Below are 22,541 nucleotides of genomic sequence, written 5' to 3' on the forward strand. Positions count from 1 at the left end.
CCTTGACCTAGATTCCCTAAAATAGTAAAGATGGGCGGGTAGAGCGCCAACCCCGCTGCCGGGAGGCAAGGTGACGATCAGCACCCGTTCGGATGACCAGACCGCTCCCGATGTGGCCAGCGATCCCTACGGTTTCTTCGAGCGCATGCGCACGACGGAGCCGGTGTGGCGCGGCACCATCATGGACACCACCGACATCCCGCCGGAGCTCCTGCCACCGGAGGAATGGACGCTGTTCGACTACGACAGCGTGTACAACGCCTTCCGCGACAGCGACGTCTACGGCTCGGAGGTGTACCACCGCACCATCGAGTTGGTGTTCGGTCCGACCATCCTCGGGATGCATGGCAAACAACATCATGACCACCGCAGCCTGGTGGCCAAGGCATTCCGGCAGACCGCGCTCGCCCAGTGGGAACCCGAGGTGATTGTCCCGATCTGCGAGAAGCTGGTCGACGAGTTCATCGACGACGGCGAGGTCGACCTGGTCAAGGCGGTGACCTTCGAGTTCCCGACCCGCGTCACCGCAGAGTTGTTGGGGCTCCCGCAAGACGATCTGGAGATGTTCCGCCGCCTCTCACTCGAACTGATCTCGATCACCGAAGACATCGAGGCGGGATTGACCGCTTCGGTCGAACTCGGCGCGTACTTCCAAGAGCAGGTGGACCAGCGGCGCCGCCAGATGACCGACGACGTCATCGGCGACTTGGTCGGCGCCGAGATCGACGGTGAACGGCTGACCGACGAGGCGATCATCTCGTTTCTGCGACTATTGCTGCCCGCCGGGCTGGAGACCACCTACCGGTCGTCGGGCAACCTGCTGTATCTGCTGTTGACGCACCCTGACCAACTCGAGGCGGTCCAACGCAACCGCGAGCTGATCGGAGCCGCGTTCGAGGAGGGGTTGCGCTTCGAGACGCCGTTGGTGAGCGTTCCGAGGTCCACGACGCGCGACGTGGAAATCCGCGGTGTCCCCATACCGAAGGGCGCACAGGTAAACCTCTGTATCGGATCGGCAAACCGCGACGAAAAGCGTTGGGACAACGCGAATGTATTCGACATCCACCGCCCGCGGCGTGCTCACACCTCGTTCGCCGGTGGGCTGCACAGCTGTCTGGGAATGCACCTGGCGCGAGTGGAGACCAGGGTGATGCTGACCAGTTTGTTCGACCGTGCAACGGATTTCGAGTTGCAGGTCGATGACGACACCCGGCTCGCCGGTCTGCCGTTCCGCTCCCCCATCCATCTGCCGGTCACGTTCCGTCCGACACGATGAGGAGCCGCGCGGCGATCCTGCACGACGTCGGCGGTCCATGGTCGGTCGAAGAGTTCGAACTCGACCCGCCGCGAGCCGGCGAGGTGCTCGTCGAGATGGCCGCGGCCGGGTTGTGCCACTCCGACGATCACATCCTCAAGGGCGACATGTCGGTCTCCAACGAGATCGCCCGCCAGTACGGTCTGACGCCGATGTTCCCGATGATCGGGGGCCACGAGGGATCTGGCAGGGTGCTCGAGATCGGCGAGGGGGTCGCCGAATTCGCGGTCGGCGACCACGTCGTGATGTCGTTCATCGCGGTGTGCGGCCAGTGCCGCTGGTGCGCCTCCGGGTTGGAGTACCTGTGCGACGAGGGCGCCGGGACGATGGTGCCAGGCATGCCGACCGACCAGACCTTTCGCCACCACACCACCGACGGCCGTCCACTCGGCCATCTGTCCAAGGTCGGCGCCTTCGCCGAGCACACCGTGGTGTCGGCGCACTCGCTGGTGAAGATCGACCCGCGCCTGCCGCTCGTCACGAGCGCGCTGCTGTCCTGCGCGGTTCCGACGGGCTACGGTTCGGCGGCCAACCGCGCCAACGTGCGCGGGGGTGACACCGTGGTGGTGATCGGGGCCGGTGGCATCGGAACCGCGGCGATCCAAGGCGCGCGGATCAACGGCGCCGCGCAGATCGTGGCCGTCGATCCCGTCGAGTTCAAGCAGAAGGCAGCGCTGCAGTTCGGTGCCACACACAGTGTTTCGACCGTCGCAGAAGCGCTCGATCTGGTCCGCGACCTCACCAACGGGGTCATGGCGGACAGCGTGGTGGCCGCGCCGTCGCTGATCGCGGGCGGGGACGTCGACGCCTACCTGAAGCTGACGCGCAAGGGCGGCACCTGCGTGCTGACCGGGATGACGGCGCAGACAACACGATCGGCGAAGATCGCGCTGCAGGACTTCATCCTGTGGAACAAGAACCTCGTCGGCACCGTCTTCGGTTCCTGCAACCCGCGAGCCGACATCAGCCGACTGGCCACCCTCTACCAGTCGGGCCTACTTCAGCTCGACGAGATGATCACCCGCCGGTATCGGCTCGACGACATCAACACCGCGTACGACGACCTGCTGGAGGGCGAGATCATCCGAGGCGTCATCGATTTCGCGCTCGACTAGACCGCAGGCAGCCCGGGCCGGATCGCGACTAGTACTGGCCCAGTGGGCGACACACGTTGGAGATCGGATTCCAGTACTCGCCCGGTGCGCATGCCAACGGGGCGGTCGCGACCGGACCGCGACACACGTTCGCCACCGGATCCCACCACCCGTTCGGGCAGTCGAGGGGTTGCGCCGCACCGGTTGCCGCGGTTGCGATCGAGAATGCCGCGATCGGGCCGGCAGCTGCGGCGAGGACCATCGCACGAGAAATGATCTTGCTCATGCGACGAGCTTGCCCCAAACGGCGCCGTCGCAAACCGCCGGCTCCGCAGAAAACCGTTCTAACCGGTTGATCGCACGCATCAGGTGCGTGCGATCAACCTGTTAAGTCCCAAAGCCGCCCGTCTCAGGGCAATACGACGTCGAGCCGCTCCCAGCCGCGGACCGTCGACGTCGGCGCGAGCCGCGCGGTCTCGGTGTCGATGTCCCACTCCGGCCAGCGGTTGAGCAGCTCGTCGAGCGCGACGCGGCCCTCCAATCGGGCGAGGTTGGCGCCCAGGCAGTAGTGCACCCCTTTGCCGAACGTGATGTGGCTGATGTTGTCCCGATGGATGTCGAAGGTGTCCGGATTGTCGTAGCGGCGCGGGTCCCGGTTGGCCGCGCCGAACATCAGCAGCATCGCGCTGCCGGCCGGCGCGGTCCGCCCGTGGGCCTCGAGATCCCTTGTGACCAAACGGGCCACGTTGTGGCCGGTCGGCTCGTACCGCAGCGTCTCGTCGACCACACGCTGTAACAACGACCGGTCCTCTACCACCTCGCGGCGCTGATCGGGGTGCTCGGCGAGCACTTTCGCCAGCCAGCCGATGAGCCGGCCGGTGGTCTCGTTGCCTGCGCCCGCGACCACCTGCGTGTAGTGCAGGACCTCTTTGCGGGTCAACTTGCGCGTCACGCCGTCCTCGTCCTCGAACTCGACGCTGAGGAGGGCGGTCATCAGGTCGTCGGAGGGGTTCTTCGCGCGCCAGTCGACGTATTCGGCGTAGATGCTGCCGTCGGCGATCTTGTCCGCGCGTACCACTTTCATGGGTGAGCCGGGTTTGGTGCGCAGGCTCGCGTCGTTGGCGTCGCGCACCGTCACCTGCTCCGATTCGGGGATGCCGAGCAGCATCCCGATGACGCGCATCGGCATCATCGACGCGAGTTCGGCGATGATGTCGAACCGCTCCGCGCCGACCAACGGATTGAGGCAGTTGACGCAGTACTGGCGGATCTGGTCCTCGAGCTCGGCCATCCGGCGCGGGGTGAACACCCGCGACATCAGGCCGCGCAGCCTCGTGTGAACCGGCGGATCCTCCATCATCATCACGCCTTTGGGCATCTCGAACTCCGACTGGATGAGTTCGAGGATGTCGCCGCGGCTGTTGGAGAACGTCTGCCAGTCGAGCAGCGCCCGCTCGACGTCGTCGTGGCGCGACAACGCCCAGAAGTCGTAGGACTCGTTGTAATAGAGCGGCGCCTCCTCCCGCAGGCGGGCATACGTCGGATACGGGTCGGCGACGATGTCCACCCGGTACGGGTCGTAGTAAACGGCGCTGCCGTGGGCCTTCTCGTCAACAGCGGTCATCGGTTCTCCCCTACTTCAGGAGGCTGCCGGCGTCGACGGGCAGAGTCACACCGGTGATGTAGCGGGCTTCGTCGGAGGCGAGGAACAGCACGGCGTTGCTGATGTCGACCGGCTCCACCCACGGGATCGGAAGGAAATGGAACGACTGGCAGATCGGCGCGAGATCGTCGGGTCCCGGGTTCTCCAGGTCCGGACGAAACAGTCGGTAGGTCGGTTCGTTCATCAAGAGCGGGGTGCAGACATGGGTTGGGTGCACGCTGTTGACCCGGATCGAGTGCGCTCCGAGTTCGACGGCGAAGGTGCGCATCAGCCCGACGACACCATGCTTGGCGGCGATGTAGTGGCCCACCTGCGGGTAGGCCTTGGTGCCGCCGACCGAGCTGGTGAGGATGATCGATCCGCCGCGGCCGCCGGCCAGAAGATGTGGAACCGCCGCTTTGACGGTCTTCCACACGCCGCCGAGGTTGACGTCGATCGTCTCGTCGAAGCGGTCCTCGGCCATCTTGTGCAGCTTCACGCCGGTGGTGCCGATGCCGGCGTTGGCCACGACGATGTCGAGGCCACCAAGCTGTTCCACGCCGTTGTCGACGGCGGACTTCAGCGCGTCGAAGTCGCGGACGTCGACCTCGGCCGTGACGATGCGGCGGTCGAGGTTTTTGACCATGTCGGCGGTCTCGGCGAGGTCCTCGGGAGTGGCCGCCGGTGCAGTCGAGTCCTCGAAACCGCGGCAGATGTCGACCGCGATGACGTCGGCGCCCGCCTGTGCCAACCGCACCGCGTGGCTGCGTCCCTGACCGCGTGCCGCACCGGTGACGAACGCGACCTTGCCTGCTACCCGACCCGCCATCGCCGCAGCTCCCCTCACTTGTTGGGCGATCGCCCAACATCTAGGCTGGCGCCATGTCTAGCAGCCCCGTCGGCGAGCGGTCAAGGGGTGGACGCGAGTCTTCCGCTCGCTCGGCCCTGATCGAGGCGACCGCCCAGGTCATGCTCGAAGAGGGCTACGCCGCAGCCACGTCCCGGAGGGTGGCGGCCCGGGCCGGGGTGAAGCCCGCGTTGGTGCACTACTACTTCCCGAGCATGGACGATTTGTTCCTTGCCGTGCTGCGCGAAGGCGCCGAGGCCAACCTGTCCCGTCAGCGTGAAGCCGCCGATGCCGACGAACCCCTGCACGCGCTGTGGCGCCTGAACAGCACCCACGGGGCGCGGCTCTTCATGGAGTTCATGGCCCTGGCCAATCACCGCAAGGACATCCGCAGTGAGATCGCGGCCTACGCCGAGCGGTTCGGGGGCGTCGAAGAGCGCGTGGTGGCCGCGGCGATGAAGGCCCACGGCGCCGACGTAGAGGCGTTCCCGCCCGTGGTCATGTCTATGATCGTCACCAGCTTGGCCCGCATCGTCCTTCTCGAACGGGGGCTCGGTATAACCCGAGGTCATGCCGAGGCGGAAGCGTTCATCGAGCGCTACCTGGACCGCTTCGAAATCAAGTCGTCGTGACCTGGCCCACACCGTTGACGCGCGGGTGACCAGCAGCACTCTGACTTGAGTTAACCTAGGGCTCAATGAGAACTTATACGGGCTAAGTTACGCACAGACGCATGCACAGCGACGAATACGACTTGAGGGCGGATATGGGTTGCATCGGGCGGACGCAGTAATGCTCCGGAAGGCGAGAAAGGTCTGGCTGCCCATCGTCATCATCGTTGTGGTGACCATCGCGGGTTTCACGGTCAGCCGCATCCGGACCTTCTTCGGCGCCGAAGGCGTCATCGTCACCCCCCGGGTGTTCGCTGACGACCCCGAACCGTTCGACCCGAAGGTCATCAAATACGAGATCTTCGGTACGGGCTCGTATGCCGACATCAACTATCTGGACCTCGACGCCAGGCCGCAACGCATCGACGGCGCGTCGTTGCCCTGGTCACTGACACTTCAGACCACGGCGCCGTCGGCCGCGCCCAACATCGTCGCGCAGGGAGACGGCCAGACCATCACCTGCCGAATCACCGTCGATGACGAGATCAAGGACGAAAGAACCTCCACTGGCGTGAACGCCCAGACCTTCTGCTTTGTGAAATCCGCATGACCTCACCGACGAACGAGGCGCCGACGGACGCCTTCCCTCCCGTCCGCCGGGCCAAGCGGCCCTTCATCCCGCGGACGATCCGCACCTTCGCGGTCCCGATCATCCTGGGCTGGATCGCGGTCATCGCGGTACTCAATGTGACTGTGCCGCAGCTGGAAACGGTCGGCCAGGAGCGCGCGGTCTCGATGAGCCCGGACTTCGCGCCGTCGATGATCGCGATGAAGCGCGTCGGCCACGTCTTCCAGGAGTACGACTCCGACAGCTCGGCGATGATCGTGATCGAGGGCGAGCAGCCGCTCGGCGAGGACACCCGCGCCTTCTACGGCGAGATGGTCGCCAAGCTCGAAGCCGACAAGAAGCACGTCCAAAGCGTCCAGGACTTCTGGAGCGATCCGCTCACCGCCTCCGGCGCGCAGAGCAGCGACGGAAAAGCCGCCTACGTGCAGGTGTACCTGTCCGGTAACCAGGGCGAAGCGCTGGCCAACGAATCGGTCGAGGCGGTCCAGGCCCTGGTCGAGGGCATGCAGCCGCCGCCGGGCGTGAAGGTGTTCGTGACCGGCCCCGCCGCTCTTGCAGCCGACCAACACATCGCCAGCGACCGCAGCATGCGGGTCATCGAGGCCCTCACGTTCACGGTCATCATCACGATGCTGCTGCTGGTGTACCGGTCGATCATCACCGTGATCCTGACGCTGGTGATGGTCGTTCTGCAGTTGGCCGCCGCCCGCGGCATGGTGGCGTTCCTCGGCTACCACGAGATCATCGGGCTGTCCCCGTTCGCGACCAACTTGTTGGTGACGTTGGCGATCGCCGCGGGAACCGACTACGCGATCTTCCTGACCGGTCGCTACCAGGAGGCGCGCGGACTCGGAGAAGACCGAGAGACCGCGTACTACACGATGTTCCACGGCACGGCGCACGTGGTGCTGGGGTCCGGTCTGACGATCGCGGGCGCGCTGTTCTGCCTGAGCTTCACGCGGCTGCCGTACTTCCAGACGATGGGTGTGCCGCTGGCCGTCGGCATGGTGACCTCGGTGATTGCGTCGCTGACGTTGGGGCCGGCGATCATCAGCGTCGCGAGCCGGTTCGGCAAGGTGCTCGAACCCAAACGGGCGATGCGGGTGCGCGGCTGGCGCAAGGTCGGCGCCGCCGTCGTGCGGTGGCCCGGACCGATCCTGGTCGCGACGGTGGCCCTGTCGCTGGTCGGCCTCCTCGCGCTGCCGGGTTACCGGACCAATTACAACGACCGCAATTATCTGCCTGCCGACCTGCCGGCCAACCAGGGATACGCGGCCGCCGACCGGCACTTCTCGCCGGCCCGAATGAATCCCGAGCTGCTGATGATCGAGAGCGATCACGACCTTCGCAACTCCGCCGACTTCCTGGTCATCGACAAGATCGCCAAGCAGATCTTCCGCGTGCCCGGAATCTCGCGCGTGCAGGCCATCACCCGGCCCGACGGGAAACCCATCGAGCACACGTCGATTCCGTTCCAGATCAGCATGCAGGGCACCACCCAGCAGATGAACCAGAAGTACCTGCAGGACCGGATGGCCGACATGCTGGTGCAGGCCGACGAGATGTCCAAGACCATCGCGAACATGGAGCGGATGTCCAAGCTCACCGAGGAGATGGCCGCGACCACGCACAGCATGGTCACGAAGATGAAGGACATGACGGTCGACGTGGCCGAGCTGCGCGACAACATCGCCAACTTCGACGACTTCTTCCGGCCGATCCGCAACTACTTCTACTGGGAACCGCACTGCTTCAACATCCCGATCTGTTGGGCGTTCCGGTCGGTCTTCGACACCCTCGACGGGATCAACACGATGACCGACGACATCCAGGACCTGCTGCCCGATATGGAGCGGCTGGACCAGTTGATGCCGCAGATGGTCACGCTGATGCCGCCGATGATTGAAACGATGAAGACGATGCGGACGATGATGCTGACGATGTACTCGTCGCAAAAGGGTCTGCAGGACCAGATGGCAGCCATGCAGGAGAACTCGACTGCCATGGGTGATGCCTTCGACGCGTCGATGAACGACGACTCCTTCTACCTTCCGCCGGAGGTCTTCGACAACGAAGAGTTCAAGAAGGGCATGGAGAACTTCATCTCTCCGGACGGCAAGTCGGTGCGCTTCATCATCGCCCACGACGGTGACCCGATGACCCCTGAGGGCATCGCGCGCATCGACGCGATCAAACAGGCCGCCAAGGAAGCCATCAAGGGCACGCCGCTGGAAGGCTCCACGATCTATCTGGCCGGCACCGCCGCGGTTTACAAGGACATGTCCGACGGCAACAGCTTCGACCTGATGATCGCGGCCATTCTCGCGCTCGCCCTGATCTTCACGATCATGCTCCTGCTGACCCGCGCCGTCGTTGCGGCCGCGGTAATCGTTGGCACAGTGGTGATCTCGCTCGGCGCGTCTTTCGGGTTGTCGATCCTGATCTGGCAGCACATCCTGGGCATCGAGTTGCACTGGATGGTCATGGCGATGGCGATCATCATCCTGTTGGCGGTCGGCGCGGACTACAACCTGCTGCTGGTGTCGCGGATGAAAGAAGAGCTGCACGCCGGCATCAGGACCGGGATCATCCGGGCGATGGGCGGCAGCGGTTCGGTCGTGACATCGGCGGGTCTGGTGTTCGCGTTCACGATGATGTCGATGGCTGTCAGCGAATTGACAGTGATCGGACAAGTCGGAACGACCATCGGACTTGGCCTGTTGTTCGATACTCTTGTCATCCGGGCATTCATGACGCCGTCCATCGCGGCGCTCATGGGTAAGTGGTTTTGGTGGCCACAGCGGGTGCGAGAACGTCCAGTGCCTGTACCGTGGCCGAAACCGAGGGAACTGACGCCGTCAGGGGGGGAAGGAGCACAGTCATGAAACGACTGATCAGTGGGGTTGTTGCCGCAGCGGCGGCGCTGGTGCTGGCCGCACCCGCCCAAGCGCAGGACATCGACACCGACTTCACCAACGAGCTGCACACGTACGGCATTTACGGGCAGAAGGACTACAACGCCTGGATCGGCAAGATCACATGCAAGCGGATACGCAAGGGTGTCGACCGGGATGCCTTCGCCTCGGCACAGTTCGTCCAGAACCAGCTGGCAAGGAGTCAGAACAGTACCGACCAGTCGTGGAAGTTCCTGGCCGGAGCGCTGCGCTTCTACTGCCCCGACCGCCTTCCGATCTTGGACCAGGCCCGTGACCACCGCTGAAAATAGGAGCCGCAACGTGTTTCGTAAAGCCACCATCGCACTGGCATCCTTCGGTTGCGCGGCGATGATCTTCCCGGCCACCGCAGCCGCCGACGCCACCGACGACTACCCGATTCCAAATCGGATCATGCGGACCACCTGCACGGTCGACCAGTACATGGCCGCCGTTCGCGACCAGGATCCGTTCTACTTCGAGCGTTACATGATCGACTACCGAAACCGGCCCGCCGACGTGCAGAAGGGCGCCCGCGACCGGATCTACTGGTTCTTCTCGCTGGACTACGCCGGTCGCCGACAGTACTCGGAGAACACCGCAACCAACGTCTTCTACGAGACCATGGCGCAACGCTGGGCCAACTGGGCCAAGCTGTTCTTCAACAACAAGGGTGTCGTCGCGCACGCGACCGACGTGTGCATGAACTACCCGCCGAGCCAGCCTGAGATCTGGAACTGGACCACGACGCCGTAGCCCAGGTCAGGGCAGCCCGCCGAACAGCGGGCTCAACGCCGCCTGGATCGGATCCGCGGGTGGCGGGAACGCCGCCGGCGCCGTAGCAGGTTGCGGCGCCGGGCTGAGCGCTGCCGGAACCGGCTGCGCCACAACGACTGTCGCGGTCGGTTCCTGATGTAGGTCGGCCACCGGTGCCACCGTTTCGGTGGCCGGTTGCGCGGTGACCTCCGGAGCGACGGCGCTGTCGGTGGCGACGTCGGATACCGCTTCGGGTGACGCGACCGCGGCCGGTGCCGGTACCGGTCGCGGAATCACCGCCTTCACCACGATCGGGACGACGGGCGCCGACGGCACGGCATGGACGCTGATCGACGGGCCGGCGTCCGACACCGCGGCCGCCGGGGTCATCGGCGCGGTCTCGGCCGACGGGTCCACCCTGGCGTCCGGCGAATCCCAGCCGGCGAGTTCCGGACCGAAGACGAACAGCGCGATCACGCCCACCGCGAGGACCAGCGCGGCCCGGCCGTGCGAACTCAACCGGCGCCGGGAGCGCAGCCGCGTCGACTTCCCTACCGGTGTGGACGGCGCGGCAGCACGGAGTACCGGTCTGGACAGCGCGGCACCGCGCGCCAGCGCGACCTGGACGTCGTCGAATTCATCGGAGGACTCGAGCGTGCCGGCCCACGTTCGAGCGGCGTCCGTCATCCGTACCGTCGCCACCTTCGCAAACCCCATGTCGGACAGCGATTTCCGGAGCAGTTCGGCCTTCGCGCCGACATCGGCGCTCCACGTCATGCAGACCGTGTCAATCCGATGGCCGGTGGCGGACGCGATCGCCCGCGCGCCCCGCACCGCTGCTTCGTGGGCGGCGATGTCGCCGTCGGTGGCGAGGTCGGCGACGACGGTGAAGTGGTCGTGATCCACCGTCTTCGCGTCGGCGCCCTCGCCTTCGATCAGGACCCAGGCGATACCGGTCGATGTCATCGACATCCCGAGCACCGTGTCCATGTCGCCTCGCCTTCCCGGCCGGATTCCGCCGCACCCGCACTGCGCAGTCAAGATCGGCGAAGCGAGCATAAGTTGCTTCGCCGTGCTCGGCATCTTGAAAGCTGTGCGGGCGCCTAGCGACCCGTCATCGGTGCGTTTGCCCGTCGTCCGCTCCGTTGACGTCTCGTTAACGGCGTCCGGAGTGATGTCACGTCTTGGTTCCGCGCGGCGAAATACCCGTATGAGCACATTCGCCGGTCGCGCCGCCCTCCTGCCCGTCGCGATCACACTGTCCGCACTGATCGGTGTCCCCGCTGCCCAGGCGGCCCCGTGCCCGGAGGTCGAGATCGTCTTCGCGCGCGGGACCACCGAGCCGCCGGGAGTGGGCGGAATCGGACAGGCCTTCGTCGACTCGGTTCGGTCGCGGTTGGGTGACCGGTCCGTGGGTGTCTACGCCGTCGACTATCCCGCCAGTCGCGACTTTGCGGTGAGCACCCGTGCAGGCGCCGAGGACACCCGTGCCCACGTGCAATCGATGGCCGCGGGTTGCCCCGCCACCCGCATGGTGCTCGGTGGCTACTCTCAGGGTGCCGCGGTGATGGATGTCGCCACCGCCGAGATGGCGCCGACGGTTGTTCCGCACGTCGCCGCGGTCGCCCTGTTCGGCGGTCCGCGCAGCAGCTTTGCCGATCGGCTGTCGCCCGGGCCGCTGCCGTCGGTGGGGCCCGACTACGCGGCCAAGACAATCGACCTGTGTGTCCCGAACGACCCGATCTGCTTTGAGGGCGGACGCGACATGGGCGCACACGTCGCCTATGTCCAGGCCGGATTGGTTAACCAAGCTGCAGAGTTCGCTGCAGGGCGGATCTGACTACCGTTTCAAGGCCCACATCTGGTAGGAACTAAGGCGGTCCTAACACCCCTAGGGAGGAGCTCCGCCGAGGTGAATTCCTGGTGAGCGCTCCCACCGCGCCTTCAACCGAACACGCCGCGCATTCCGAACGGTCTGCGCTGGCCAAGTGGATCCGGCGGCTTGCCCTACCCATCATCGTCGGGTGGATCGCGCTGATCGCGTTGCTCAACGTGACCGTGCCGCAGCTCGAGGTCGTCGGCCAGATGCGTTCGGTGTCGATGAGCCCGTCGGAGGCTCCGTCGGTGATCGCGATGCAGCGCGTGGGCCAGATCTTCGAAGAGTTCAAATCCGACAGCTCGGCGATGATCGTCCTCGAGGGCGAGCAGCCGTTGGGCGACGACGCACGCCGCTACTACGACGAACTCGTCGACAGGCTCGAAGCCGACGACAAGCACGTAGAGCACGTCCAGGACTTCTGGGGCGACCCGCTGACAGAGGCCGCGGCCGTGAGCGCCGACGGCAAGGCCGTCTACGTCCAGACCTATCTGGCGGGCAACATGGGCGAGGCGCTGTCCAACGAGTCCGTGGAAGCCGTCAAGAGCATCGTCGACAGCATCCCGCCTCCACCGGGGGTGAAGGTCTTCGTCACGGGCGGGTCCGCCCTGGTCGCCGACCAGCAGATCGCCAGCGACCGCAGCATCCGCATCATCGAGTACGCCACGTTCGCCGTGATCATCACGATGCTGTTGCTGGTCTACCGGTCGATCGGCACCATGCTCATCACACTGGTGATGGTCTTCCTGGCGCTGGCGGCCACGCGTGGTGTGGTGGCCTTCCTCGGGTATCACGACCTGATCGGGCTGTCGACGTTCGCGACGAACCTACTTGTGACGCTCGCGATCGCCGCGTCCACCGACTACGCGATCTTCCTCATCGGGCGCTACCAGGAAGCCCGCACGCTGGGTCAGGACCGGGAGTCGGCGTTTCACACGATGTTCCGCGGCACTGCCCATGTGGTGTTGGGCTCGGGTATGACGATCGCCGGCGCCACCTTCTGCCTGTCGTTCACCCGGCTGCCGTACTTCCAGTCACTGGGGGTGCCGCTGGCGGTGGGTATGACGACGGCGGTGTTCGTCGCGCTGACGCTCGGCCCGGCGATCATCACGATCGCGACCCGTTTCGGCCTGCTGGAACCCAAGCGCGCCATGCGCATCCGTGGTTGGCGCAAGATCGGCGCCGCGATCGTGCGATGGCCCGGGCCCGTGTTGCTCGCGACCGTCGCATTGTCACTGGTCGGATTGTTGACGCTGCCCGGGTACCAGCCCAACTACAACGACCGCTTGTATCTGCCCGCCGATCTGCCGGCGAACCAGGGCTTCGCGGCCGCCGAACGGCACTTCTCCCCCGCAACCATGAATCCCGAGTTGCTGCTCATCGAGACCGATCACGACCTGCGCAACTCGGCGGATTTCCTGGTGATCCACAAGATCGCCAAGGCGGTCTTCCGGGTTCCGGGCATCTCACGGGTCCAGACCATCACCCGCCCCAACGGCAAGCCGATCGAATTCAGCACGATCCCAGCGCAAATGAGCCTCGGCGGGGTCGGCCAGGACTTGAACCGCAAGTACACCCAGGACCGCATGGCCGACATGCTGGTGCAGGCCGACGAGATGCAGAAGAACATCGACACCATGACGCGGATGATGGCGTTGATGGGTGAGATGAACGCGACCACGCACAGCATGGTGCAGAAGACCAAGACCATGGCCGCCGACACGGCCGAATTGCGGGATCACATCGCTGATCTCGACGACTTCATGCGTCCGATCCGCAACTACTTCTACTGGGAACCGCACTGTTTCAACATCCCGGTCTGCTGGACGGTACGGTCGATCTTCGACACCATCGACGGCACGAACAAGCTGACCGACAATGTCCAGGACTTGATTCCGGACCTGGAGCGACTCGATGCGCTGATGCCGCAGCTGTTGGCGCTGATGCCCGAGCAGATCGAGTCGATGCGCACCATGCGGACCATGATGCTGACGATGCACGCTTCTCAAGGAGGCATGCAGGATCAGCAGGCCGCCATGAGCGAGAACCAGTCGGCGATGGGCGATGCCTTCAACGACTCGTGGAACGACGACACGTTCTACCTGCCGCCTGAGATCTTCGACAACGAGGAATTCCGGCGCGGCATGGAGAACTTCATCTCGCCCAACGGTCGTGCCGTGCGAATGATCGTCCAGCACGAGGGCGATCCCCTCAGCGCCGACGGTATCGAACGCATCGACGCGATCAAGCAGGCCGCGAAAGAGGCCATCAAGGGCACGCCGTTCGAAGGGGCCAAGATCTACGTCGGCGGTACTGCCGCGGCGTTCAAGGACATGCAAGAGGGCAACAATTACGACCTGATGATCGCGGGCATCCTCGCGCTGGCGCTGATTTTCACCATCATGTTGATCATCACGCGCAGCGTCATCGCCGCCGCGGTGATCGTGGGCACCGTCGTGCTGTCGCTCGGGGCGTCCTTCGGTCTGTCAATTCTGGTGTGGCAGCACATTTTGGGCATCGAGCTGCAGTTCATGGTCATGGCCATGGCGGTGATCATCCTGTTGGCGGTGGGCGCCGACTACAACCTGCTCCTGGTCGCCCGGTTGAAGGAGGAACTGCCCGCGGGTGTCAACACCGCGATCATCCGGGCCATGGGTGGCAGCGGATCGGTGGTGACCGCGGCAGGCCTGGTGTTCGCGTTCACGATGATGTCGATGGTGGTCAGCGAGTTGACCGTGGTGGCGCAGATGGGCACCACTATCGGCATGGGTCTGCTCTTCGACACATTGGTGATCCGCGCGTTCATGACGCCGTCGATCGCCGCGCTGCTCGGCCGGTGGTTCTGGTGGCCGCAGCGGGTGAGGGCCAAGCCTAGGCCCGTGCCATGGCCCGCGCCGAAACAGCCGACGCCGTAAAGCAACCCAGCATCGTCCAGCCGAAGGCTCCGGTCAGCCCGTTCTTGGCCAGCAGCACCATCGCCACGCCCGCGAGCACGATCAGCACACCGGCCGCGACCGACCGTGCCCCGGTGGCGCCCACTGGAGCGTCCCACCACGGCAGGCGGCGATGCTCGAGCGGGGAGAGCAGTCGGAACAGGGCGAACATGACGACGGCGAACACGGCGGCGCGAAGTGCGAGCAGTGCCCAAAAGTACGGTGCGTCAACGTCATACGCATCGAGGCCGATCGCGTGCAGTGAGAATGCGGCGATGGCGATCGCCACGATGTGCCAGAGGTACAGCGTCATCGCTCCCCCGTTGCCGACCGCGACGACGTACCAGACCCGCGGGCGCTGAGCCCATCGCTGGATCGCCCGTGCACAGGCGATGAACGCGGCGGACACCCAGGTGCAGTGCAACGCGAGAAGCAGGGTGGGCGGCGAGACGTTCGACAGGTGCTCGGTTCCGGTGACGACGAGCGACACCTCGTAGGGCCCGACCATCGCCAGCACTGTCTGCGCGACGAGCGCACCGGCCCCCACCGCGAGCGCGACGCGCGGGCTGATCAACCGTCGCGCGTACCCGACGCCCAGCGCGATCGGGATGAGCCAGACGATGACGAAGTTCGCGACCCCGGCCATCGGGGCACCGACCGAGAGTCGGATGGTGTCGACGGCGGTGGCCGCGGCCAGCAGACCCGCCACCAAGACCGCGAGCTGGCGGCCCGTCGACAACCGGGTCAGAGCGGGGACGAAGGCGAGCACTACCAGGTACACGCCCAGGAACCACAGCAGCGCGACGGACTCGCGACCGAGGTCTGCGGCGGAATCCGGGCCGAGGGTGAGTCGCACGGCGAGCAGTCCGACCGTCCAGGCCGCGAGATACCAGAAGACAGGGCGGCACAAGCGCTGCGCGCGAGCGACCAGCCAGGTGCCCCACGACTTGCCTGTATGCCAGCCGTATGCCCCGGCGGCGCCTCCTGCGAGGAAGAACAGGGGCATGACCTGCACGATCCACGTCACCGGGGTGAGTGCGGGAATCTCTCCGAGGATGTTGCCGATTCGGACGCCGCCGGAGTCGATGGTCGCCAGCAGCAGCGCGCAGTGGCCGAACATGACCACGATGAGCGCGGCCAGGCGGGCGACGTCGACGGCGCGGTCGCGGGTCGGCGGGGTGTCGGCGGCCAGTTCGTCGGCGCCGGACAGGGGTTTCGTGAGCGACATGCGTTCAGAATGCCCCGCGGGCCGCGGCACTGCTTGAGTAGTACTACGTGTGGTCCGTTCCGAGCAACGCGCAGTACGCACGTTCACGATCCGTGAGTGCTGGCGAGGTGATCGCGCCAAAAGCGGCGGCATCGCGGGCGATCCGAGCCGGCGCGTCTTCCCGCGCGTCGGGGCCCTCGAGGCGAAAGCAGCTCGGCGCGAGAGGCCCGAACAGCAAGGCGCGGCGAAGTTCGCGCCAGTTCTCCACCGCCGGTTCCACCCCCGCTGCCCGGGCGAACGCCAACGCCGCCAGGTTCATCCGCGTTTTCTGTGGCAGGCCTCGGCGCGAGCGGTACGCCTCGATCGCACGGCATTGGTCAGCGGCGCTCGGAGCCGGGATGGTCCCGCCCCAGGTGTAGGCGATCCAGCGGGCCTGCAACTCCAGCGGCACGAAGTATCCGCCGGACTGATCCCACATCCCCATGAACGCCAAGCCGGGGAGGTCGGGATGGAAGGTATGGCGATCGGTGTCGAGATGAACGTCGTCCGCATCGAGGACTGTTTGGATCTCGTTGTGCAAGAAGGGCATCGAGAGTTGGAATCCGGTGCCGAGCAGGATGCCTTCGAACTGCTCGGCATGCCCGTCGGCGAAGGTCACGGTCGTACCGGCCACCGATGTCATCCACGGGCGCACCTCGATCCGGCCCTCGCCCACCAGCGGCAGGTAATGCTGGCTCAGCGTGACGCCGGCGGCGAACAGCGAGGGATCGGGTGCCGGGGCGCCGTACTGCTGTGGCATTCCTCCGGCTTCGACGACGATCTCCTTGAGTTGACGGTCGCTCTCGGCGGAAGGCAGTTTCTCGTCGGCCAGCGCCAGGTACCGGGTGAAGATCCGGTGGTCGGACGGAACACCCGCGGCGAATTTCGGTAGTACGTAGCGCTGACGGCGCTGGGTGACCACAGCGCGTGCGCCCCGCTGGGCCAGTTCGGCGGCGATCTCCAACGCGCTGACAGCACATCCGGCCACCAGGACACGCTTGTCGCAGTAGGGCGTGGCATCCCGATAGTCGAATGTTGGTACGGCACCGAGGGAGCCGGTAAAGCCGTGCAACCCATCGACAGCTGGGACAACGGGCGACTGAAACCGCCCGGTGGCCACGACGACGCACTTGTAGCTTTCTTCTTCGCCCGGGATGCCGACCAGCCAGCGACCGTCGTCGTGCCGGACGCTGGTCACCGGAGTCAGGAACCGGATTCGTCGTGACAGATCGAACGTCTCGGCATAGCGCGGAGGTAACGAAGGATCTCGAGCGCGGACGGGAAGACGGGGCCTTGGCCGGGGTCGAGGTCGCTGAACGCGGTGAGGATGCGGCTTGTGTTGGTGTGCATGGCCGGCCACACCCCGCTGCGGCCCCGCTCCCCGGTCCACTGCCCACCCAGGGTGGCGCCGCGCTCATAGATCGTCGGCTCGAATCCCTGGGCGATCAGCCAGCGCGCGGCGACGAGCCCGCCGGGGCCCGCACCGATGACCGCAACGTCACCGGCCACTGCGCGTTCCAGGGCGCAGCGCGCCGCCACACTTCGGCATGCGGCGAATGTACTGCGGATGTGTGCCCGTCCATGCCGATCGCGCATTGAATCGGCCCGCCACCGTGAGGTGACGGGCCGATTATTGAGCGGGGTTCAGGGCAGCCGGGTGAGCACCGGGAGCTTGCCGGCTGGCAGCGCCGGGCGCACGCTGGCCGGGTTGCGCTGCGGCGCGGTGGTGATGACGATCTTGCCGCCGCGGCAGGAGACGAGCTTGCCGTCGACGAAGACGTCCTGTCCGTCGTCGATCGGAATGGGGTAGCCGTCGGCGTCGGTGTAGGTGCATCCACCACTGCCGGGGGTGGGCTCGTTGTCGACAGCGTGGGCCGTCGCCGGCGCGAAGACGAAGACGGCGAGGGCGCCGATGAGGGTGGCGGCGTACTGGATACGGGTCGGGCGGCGGGTGATGGTGGTCATGTCGTGATCCTCTCGGGGGCGGTGCGGAGTGGGGGTGGTGAAAGAAATGATTGCGAGTCGACCAGGGGCCGCGTAATCGCCGCGAGGCCAGGATCCGTTCAAGTGAGGGGAGGGTTTTCTATCTCTGTGGTAAGGCCGGCGGTCAGCACCTGCTTGCGATTGAGACAATCTGGCGGACAATGCCTGTCGTAAGTTGCGTGGCAGCGAATTCAGGTGGGTATACGAGGCCAAAATGTCCACCTGCGAAAGGCGACAACGATGGCAGAGCCCGAGTCCGGCCAGTGGAACGTCGCGGCCAAGGAGAACAGGGTCTACCTCGAACGGGCCAACGACGATGGCGAGTTGTTGTTCGGTGACTCTCTCGAGCCGCATGAAGCGCGCCAGCTGGCACGGGCGCTGACGAAATTCGCAGACAAGCTCGACGACTCCCCCCGATCCAGCGATGAAGACGACTCCGACGAGAAGTCCGACGACGAATCGGAGGACGACGACGATGACGATGACGACGAGTCCGACGGCTCGGATGATGGCGACGACGACTCGGACAAATCCGACGACGAAAAATCCGACTGAGCCCGCCCCGGCTATCGAATCCCATTCTCTGACAACGGCTGCGGCACGCACCGCAGCCTGAGTCCCCGCGCGGGGTCAACCCTCGGCTGCGTCTCGCCCGTGCGCGACGCACCAATCGTTATCAGAAGCAGCGTCCATCGTTACGGAAAACACCGCACGCCCTCTTCACGCCGACGGCCAAGCTGCTGCACCATATCTTCACGGGCTGCGATGCTGGGGGCATCGCTCGCGCGCAGATCGGTTGGAGACGGCTGCGATGGGGAGGAACACATGCGCCAACCAGCGGCGGCACTCGGTGCCGCGATTGTCTGTCTTCTGGTCGCCGGGTGTGCCAGCTCGGTCGGCAACGCGGTGGCGCCGACGCCCACCCAGACGTTGATCCCGCGTCCCCTGGTGGAGCGCGAGCTGGATGAACTGCTGCTGAATCCCGCTGAGTTGAACGTCGCGATGGGCTCGCAGACCCTGGAGGTCACGAGCGCCCAGAGCACCATGTCGGACAATAGCGCCACGATGGAACCGCGGGCATGCCTCGGCATCGACGGTGCGGCGGAGGCGCCGGTCTACGCCGACAGCGGGTACCAAGCCGAGCGGGATCAGAGCCTCAACGATGGCGACAAGTTCGCCCACTATGTGAAGCAGGCCGTCGTGCTGTACCCGCTTGTGAAGAAGGCCCGGGCCTTCTTCGATGCATCGGTGCAGCAGTGGCCGGTCTGCCACGAATACACCCACACGCAGAGCGGGACGAAGTGGACCGTGGGGCCGATCAGTAACAACGACGACGTGCTGAGTACCGTCGCGACTCTCCAGGAAGCTGCTGCGCCGGGGTGGGCCTGCGGACACGCAGTCACACTGGAGAACAACGTCATCATCGACGTGAACACCTGCAGCGCTAACCCGGGTGATTCAGCCGCACGGATCGCGAGACAGATCGCGGAGAAGGTGGCGAATCGCTGGTGAGAGCGGCTGGTCGAAGGCCGGCAGCAAAGATGTCAAGCAGTCGAAAGATTGCTATGCGACTTGGCGGTGACGCCCCGTGGGCCGGTCAATTCTCATTGTTAGTACGCCGCTTATGGCACCTAAAAACGATCGATCTTCTTGCTGAAGCAATTGTTTTCTTGATCTCGGAAGCAATTTAAAGGGGTCAGGCGCTCAAAGCTGCCGTGTTCAACCCCTGTGGGGGAGGTTGAGCGCAGTCCGTCGCTTAGTAACGGGAGGGCTACCACGATCAGGCTGTATACCGTCTACGGGGTTTACCTCGAGAACTGGTCCGCTTGGTATGCGGGTAGCTGGCGGATGAACACGCGCCTCCAAGTAATGTTTATTCCCACCATCAACGTTGCTCGAATGCCCCTAGGAGCAAATTTTTTACAAAAGCGACAGTTTGATTTATCTTTCGGTTACATTGAGCACGTCCGTTGGAAGGCTTTAATGAATCGATCGTCAACGGGCCATTGTTGGGGGCATGGGGGTCTGCATGTGCTGCAAACACCCGTCGCTCGATTTCTCGAGGCCGTCAGGCCGGCTTTTTACTCACCACACCACATCGCACTCCTGGGGGATTCATCATGGGTAATGCAACATACATCGGCCGCGTAGGGGCGTTAGCTGTCGCGCTCGGGATCGGGGTCGGACTCTTCGCGACGCCGGTAGAGGCGTTCGCCAAACCGGACACAGGCTCGAGCGCCGCAAGCGATTCGTCCTCGGCGAAGACGAACAAGACGGACAAAGCGGATAAGAGCACCAAAGTCTCGAACGATTCATCAGCGGCAAAGGCCCCCATGGCGGCCAAGGCACCAAAACCGCCGAAGGACGTATACGTCTCCAAGAACGGTGTGGTCAAGAAAGACGGCGGCGGCACAGCGTATGCCGAAACCCCAATCGGCAGCACTAAAACCAAGGCGAGGGCCACCGGCGCAGGCGCCGAAGCAATAGTGACCAGCGGGAACGACAGCAGTGCCACCGCTAAAGGCACCAATGCCAAAGCGACTGCGGGCGGTGGAGTCAAGAACAAAGCCAAGGCTCAGGGTGATGGCAGCATTGCCGCCGCCGGCGATGACGATAGCGGTATCGGTGGCAACAACAACAACAACAACACAGCCCGGGCGACCGGCGATGGCAGTAAGGCTTACGCGGGCAGCGGCGGCGACGGCAACAACAACAATAGGGCCACAGTCGACGGCGACAACAGCAGCGCCTATGCGGGCGCCAACGGCAATGGCAACAACAACAACGTTGCCACCGTCGCCGGCGAAACCGAAACGGGTACTCCCGGTGATAACAGCGTGGCCAGCGCGGGTTCCTTCGGCGATGACAACGCCGACAACCGTGCCAGCGCTATCGGTCAGGATGCCACTGCCCTCGCCGGCGGCGGCCAGAACATCGGGGCAGGGGGCAACGAGAACTCCGGCAACACCGCCACCGCCACCAACACCGGCAGCGATAGCCAAGTAACCGCCGCCGCTGGCGTTATCGGCGAAGGCAACAACGACAACACCGCAACCGCCACCAACAGTGGAAGCATGGCCACCCTGCAGGTTATCGCCGGCGCTTTCGGCTTGAACAGCTCCGGCAACACCGCAACTGGGACCAATAGCGGAAGCAACACCTTCCTTGACGCTTGGGCTAGCTTCTTCGGCAACGACAACATCAACAACACCGCCACCGCGACCAACATCGAAAACGGCGTCACAACCAGGGCCCTGGCCGCCGTCGGCAGCCATGGCAATGAGGATCTTGACGCCGTTGCGGCCGACGGTGACGAGGACATTCAGCCGGAGCCGTAGTCGCGCATTCTTGTCCCGCCCCGGCGGCGTGGTGTCCCACCAGGGACGCCCGCCGCCGAGTCGCGGGAGCGGACTTTAGCGACCAGCCGAAATGGTATAAGCGCGGCGGTCTTAATAGCGGAACGGACAATTGCTCGCATAAAGACGCGTTGAGCCGACTGTCAACCGATGCCTCCCGAGACATCACATTGTCGGGCTGACAGTGTGGTGTTTCAGGACATCGGAATAGGGTGTCTCAAGACATCGGCATAGGTGGGTCGGCCAGTTTCAGCTGGTGTCTAAGGCTCCTGGCACCTTGAGCATCATCACCAACTGCGCGTCTCCACCGCCTCGATCAACCGCCACTCCACGCCGCCGGCCTCGTCGACCCCACCCCACAAAAGCGACCGAAATCGTCCTACATCCGCTTCGCCGCCGAACAACCCAACCAATGCTGGCAGGCCGACTTCACCCACTGGCGCCTCGCCGGCGGCACCGACACCGAAATCCTGTCCTGGCTCGACGACTGCTCCCGCTATGCCATCTCAGTCACCGCACACCACCGCATCACCGGCACCATCGTCGTCACCGAATTCACTAGCTGTACACCACCAAGGCATCCCGTACTCCACCCTGACCGACAACGGCATGGTCTTCACCACCCGCCTCGCCGGCGCCAAAGGTGGACGCAACGCCTTCGAAGCCGAACTACGTCGCCTCCACGTCCACCAAATCAACTCCACCCCCAACCACCCCACCACCTGCGGGAAAGTCGAACGCTTCCAACAACCCCTCAAAAAATGGCTCACCCGCCAACCCCGAGCCGCCACCCTCGCCGAACTACAAACCCAACTCGACGCCTTCACCGACGAATACAACCACCGCCACCCACACCGCTCCCTACCGCGCCACGCGACCCCCGCAGTCATCTACACCAGCCGCCCCAAAGCCAGCCCAGCAACCCGCATCGACACCCACAACCGCGTCCGCACCGACCGCGTCGACCAAGCTGGAGCCGTCACCCTGCGCGTCAACGGACGCCTCCACCACATCGGCATCGGCCGCCACCACTACCGAACCCGCGTCCTGATCCTCACCCAGGACCACCACATCACCGTCATCAACGCCGCCACCGGACAAACCCTGCGCGACTTCACCCTCGACCCCACCAGGGACTACCAACCCACCGGCGCCCCCAGAGGCCCCAAACGCAAAAAAACCGCGGACCTAAAGTAGGTCCGCGGCTATTCCGATGTCTTGCGACATCACAATTGTCGGGCTGACAGTGTCTGATTCCACGACATAGTTGGCAGCTGTCTCGCGACATAGTTGACACCTCAGCTCAGCCTGGAGGTCGGCG

Annotated in this window: 19 protein-coding genes and 2 pseudogenes; 14 read left to right on the plus strand and 7 right to left on the minus strand. The window is 64.9% G+C overall.

Annotated elements, in window-relative coordinates; translation table 11 throughout:
* Positions 1 to 70 precede the first annotated feature (70 nt).
* Both A5790_RS12085 and A5790_RS12090 read left to right on the plus strand, forming a co-directional pair.
* On the plus strand, positions 71 to 1,276 hold the full coding sequence (locus A5790_RS12085; protein ID WP_066844087.1) for a cytochrome P450: 1,206 nt from the start codon (positions 71 to 73) through the stop codon (positions 1,274 to 1,276).
* A complete protein-coding gene (locus A5790_RS12090) occupies positions 1,273 to 2,430 on the plus strand; it encodes a Zn-dependent alcohol dehydrogenase (RefSeq protein WP_066844091.1) in 1,158 nt (385 codons plus the stop codon). The genes A5790_RS12085 and A5790_RS12090 overlap by 4 nt, the downstream gene beginning before the upstream one ends.
* Before the next feature lie 28 nt (positions 2,431 to 2,458).
* Here the strand turns inward: A5790_RS12090 and A5790_RS12095 are convergent, their stop codons facing one another.
* The 3 genes from A5790_RS12095 to A5790_RS12105 all read right to left on the minus strand — a co-directional run bounded on the left by A5790_RS12095 (position 2,459) and on the right by A5790_RS12105 (position 4,880).
* Entirely contained in the window at positions 2,459 to 2,695 is a 237-nt protein-coding gene (locus A5790_RS12095) for a hypothetical protein (protein WP_066844094.1), read from the minus strand.
* 123 nt (positions 2,696 to 2,818) lie between these two features.
* On the minus strand, positions 2,819 to 4,033 hold the full coding sequence (locus A5790_RS12100; protein WP_066844097.1) for a cytochrome P450: 1,215 nt from the start codon (positions 4,031 to 4,033) through the stop codon (positions 2,819 to 2,821).
* 10 nt (positions 4,034 to 4,043) lie between these two features.
* Positions 4,044 to 4,880 (minus strand): mycofactocin-coupled SDR family oxidoreductase, encoded by an 837-nt coding sequence (locus A5790_RS12105; RefSeq protein ID WP_066844100.1) that lies wholly within the window; start codon positions 4,878 to 4,880, stop codon positions 4,044 to 4,046.
* A gap of 140 nt (positions 4,881 to 5,020) precedes the next feature.
* Between A5790_RS12105 and A5790_RS12110 the strand changes: the two genes are divergently transcribed.
* The 5 genes from A5790_RS12110 to A5790_RS12130 all read left to right on the plus strand — a co-directional run bounded on the left by A5790_RS12110 (position 5,021) and on the right by A5790_RS12130 (position 9,826).
* Entirely contained in the window at positions 5,021 to 5,530 is a 510-nt protein-coding gene (locus A5790_RS12110) for a TetR/AcrR family transcriptional regulator (RefSeq protein ID WP_066844102.1), read from the plus strand.
* A 160-nt stretch (positions 5,531 to 5,690) separates the two neighbouring features.
* Positions 5,691 to 6,119 (plus strand): MmpS family protein, encoded by a 429-nt coding sequence (locus tag A5790_RS12115; RefSeq protein WP_064396475.1) that lies wholly within the window; start codon positions 5,691 to 5,693, stop codon positions 6,117 to 6,119.
* On the plus strand, positions 6,116 to 9,022 hold the full coding sequence (locus A5790_RS12120; RefSeq protein WP_066844105.1) for an RND family transporter: 2,907 nt from the start codon (positions 6,116 to 6,118) through the stop codon (positions 9,020 to 9,022). The genes A5790_RS12115 and A5790_RS12120 overlap by 4 nt, the downstream gene beginning before the upstream one ends.
* Positions 9,019 to 9,357, plus strand: coding sequence for a DUF732 domain-containing protein (locus tag A5790_RS12125; RefSeq protein ID WP_066844109.1), 339 nt, complete (start codon positions 9,019 to 9,021; stop codon positions 9,355 to 9,357). The genes A5790_RS12120 and A5790_RS12125 overlap by 4 nt, the downstream gene beginning before the upstream one ends.
* A 64-nt stretch (positions 9,358 to 9,421) precedes the next feature.
* On the plus strand, positions 9,422 to 9,826 hold the full coding sequence (locus tag A5790_RS12130; protein ID WP_082961690.1) for a DUF5078 domain-containing protein: 405 nt from the start codon (positions 9,422 to 9,424) through the stop codon (positions 9,824 to 9,826).
* Between the two features lie 6 nt (positions 9,827 to 9,832).
* Here A5790_RS12130 and A5790_RS12135 read toward each other — a convergent pair whose 3' ends face one another.
* Positions 9,833 to 10,798 carry a hypothetical protein gene (locus A5790_RS12135; protein WP_156656367.1) on the minus strand — a complete coding sequence of 322 codons (966 nt, stop codon included), beginning with the start codon at positions 10,796 to 10,798 and terminating at the stop codon, positions 9,833 to 9,835.
* Positions 10,799 to 11,036: 238 nt separating this feature from the next.
* Here A5790_RS12135 and A5790_RS12140 point away from each other — a divergent pair, with 238 nt between their 5' ends.
* Positions 11,037 to 11,666 carry a cutinase family protein gene (locus A5790_RS12140; RefSeq protein ID WP_066844118.1) on the plus strand — a complete coding sequence of 210 codons (630 nt, stop codon included), beginning with the start codon at positions 11,037 to 11,039 and terminating at the stop codon, positions 11,664 to 11,666.
* Between the two features lie 83 nt (positions 11,667 to 11,749).
* A complete protein-coding gene (locus A5790_RS12145) occupies positions 11,750 to 14,617 on the plus strand; it encodes an RND family transporter (RefSeq protein WP_066844121.1) in 2,868 nt (955 codons plus the stop codon).
* Here A5790_RS12145 and A5790_RS12150 read toward each other — a convergent pair.
* The 3 genes and pseudogenes from A5790_RS12150 to A5790_RS12160 form a co-directional block, all read right to left on the minus strand.
* Positions 14,574 to 15,863, minus strand: a complete 1,290-nt coding sequence (locus tag A5790_RS12150) for an acyltransferase (protein WP_066844124.1) — start codon at positions 15,861 to 15,863, stop codon at positions 14,574 to 14,576. The genes A5790_RS12145 and A5790_RS12150 overlap by 44 nt on opposite strands.
* Before the next feature lie 43 nt (positions 15,864 to 15,906).
* Positions 15,907 to 17,477, minus strand: a pseudogene (locus A5790_RS12155) (flavin-containing monooxygenase).
* A 48-nt stretch (positions 17,478 to 17,525) separates the two neighbouring features.
* On the minus strand, positions 17,526 to 17,846 hold the full coding sequence (locus A5790_RS12160) for a hypothetical protein (protein ID WP_066844127.1): 321 nt from the start codon (positions 17,844 to 17,846) through the stop codon (positions 17,526 to 17,528).
* Between the two features lie 258 nt (positions 17,847 to 18,104).
* On the opposite strand from A5790_RS12160, the gene A5790_RS12165 reads away from it, so the two are divergent.
* The 5 genes and pseudogenes from A5790_RS12165 (at position 18,105) to A5790_RS12180 (ending at position 22,417) form a co-directional block, all read left to right on the plus strand.
* Positions 18,105 to 18,419 carry a hypothetical protein gene (locus tag A5790_RS12165; protein WP_066844130.1) on the plus strand — a complete coding sequence of 105 codons (315 nt, stop codon included), beginning with the start codon at positions 18,105 to 18,107 and terminating at the stop codon, positions 18,417 to 18,419.
* 270 nt (positions 18,420 to 18,689) lie between these two features.
* Positions 18,690 to 19,376, plus strand: coding sequence for a sensor domain-containing protein (locus A5790_RS12170; protein WP_066844132.1), 687 nt, complete (start codon positions 18,690 to 18,692; stop codon positions 19,374 to 19,376).
* A 608-nt stretch (positions 19,377 to 19,984) separates the two neighbouring features.
* Positions 19,985 to 21,202: a hypothetical protein gene (locus tag A5790_RS12175; protein ID WP_126315863.1), complete on the plus strand. Its 1,218-nt coding sequence runs from the start codon at positions 19,985 to 19,987 to the stop codon at positions 21,200 to 21,202.
* Positions 21,203 to 21,603: 401 nt separating this feature from the next.
* Positions 21,604 to 21,783 (plus strand): annotated as a pseudogene (locus A5790_RS26510) (DDE-type integrase/transposase/recombinase); the annotation flags it as partial.
* Between the two features lie 46 nt (positions 21,784 to 21,829).
* Positions 21,830 to 22,417 carry an integrase core domain-containing protein gene (locus tag A5790_RS12180; RefSeq protein WP_066844138.1) on the plus strand — a complete coding sequence of 196 codons (588 nt, stop codon included), beginning with the start codon at positions 21,830 to 21,832 and terminating at the stop codon, positions 22,415 to 22,417.
* Positions 22,418 to 22,541 lie beyond the last annotated feature (124 nt).

It is taken from the genome of Mycobacterium sp. 852002-51152_SCH6134967, assembly GCF_001667105.1.
GTDB classification, from domain to species: domain Bacteria; phylum Actinomycetota; class Actinomycetes; order Mycobacteriales; family Mycobacteriaceae; genus Mycobacterium; species Mycobacterium neumannii_A.

Bases quoted from the DNA above. Each gene is read 5' to 3' on its own strand.
- A5790_RS12090 (WP_066844091.1), top strand. From the start codon at position 1,273: ATGAGGAGCCGCGCGGCGATCCTGCACGACGTCGGCGGTCCATGGTCG.
- A5790_RS12095 (WP_066844094.1), bottom strand. From the start codon at position 2,695: ATGAGCAAGATCATTTCTCGTGCGATGGTCCTCGCCGCAGCTGCCGGC.
- A5790_RS12100 (WP_066844097.1), bottom strand. From the start codon at position 4,033: ATGACCGCTGTTGACGAGAAGGCCCACGGCAGCGCCGTTTACTACGAC.
- A5790_RS12105 (WP_066844100.1), bottom strand. From the start codon at position 4,880: ATGGCGGGTCGGGTAGCAGGCAAGGTCGCGTTCGTCACCGGTGCGGCA.
- A5790_RS12110 (WP_066844102.1), top strand. From the start codon at position 5,021: ATGCTCGAAGAGGGCTACGCCGCAGCCACGTCCCGGAGGGTGGCGGCC.
- A5790_RS12115 (WP_064396475.1), top strand. From the start codon at position 5,691: ATGCTCCGGAAGGCGAGAAAGGTCTGGCTGCCCATCGTCATCATCGTT.
- A5790_RS12120 (WP_066844105.1), top strand. From the start codon at position 6,116: ATGACCTCACCGACGAACGAGGCGCCGACGGACGCCTTCCCTCCCGTC.
- A5790_RS12125 (WP_066844109.1), top strand. From the start codon at position 9,019: ATGAAACGACTGATCAGTGGGGTTGTTGCCGCAGCGGCGGCGCTGGTG.
- A5790_RS12130 (WP_082961690.1), top strand. From the start codon at position 9,422: ATGATCTTCCCGGCCACCGCAGCCGCCGACGCCACCGACGACTACCCG.
- A5790_RS12135 (WP_156656367.1), bottom strand. From the start codon at position 10,798: ATGTCGATGACATCGACCGGTATCGCCTGGGTCCTGATCGAAGGCGAG.
- A5790_RS12140 (WP_066844118.1), top strand. From the start codon at position 11,037: ATGAGCACATTCGCCGGTCGCGCCGCCCTCCTGCCCGTCGCGATCACA.
- A5790_RS12150 (WP_066844124.1), bottom strand. From the start codon at position 15,863: ATGTCGCTCACGAAACCCCTGTCCGGCGCCGACGAACTGGCCGCCGAC.
- A5790_RS12160 (WP_066844127.1), bottom strand. From the start codon at position 17,846: ATGACCACCATCACCCGCCGCCCGACCCGTATCCAGTACGCCGCCACC.
- A5790_RS12165 (WP_066844130.1), top strand. From the start codon at position 18,105: ATGGCAGAGCCCGAGTCCGGCCAGTGGAACGTCGCGGCCAAGGAGAAC.
- A5790_RS12170 (WP_066844132.1), top strand. From the start codon at position 18,690: ATGCGCCAACCAGCGGCGGCACTCGGTGCCGCGATTGTCTGTCTTCTG.
- A5790_RS12175 (WP_126315863.1), top strand. From the start codon at position 19,985: ATGGGTAATGCAACATACATCGGCCGCGTAGGGGCGTTAGCTGTCGCG.
- A5790_RS12180 (WP_066844138.1), top strand. From the start codon at position 21,830: ATGGTCTTCACCACCCGCCTCGCCGGCGCCAAAGGTGGACGCAACGCC.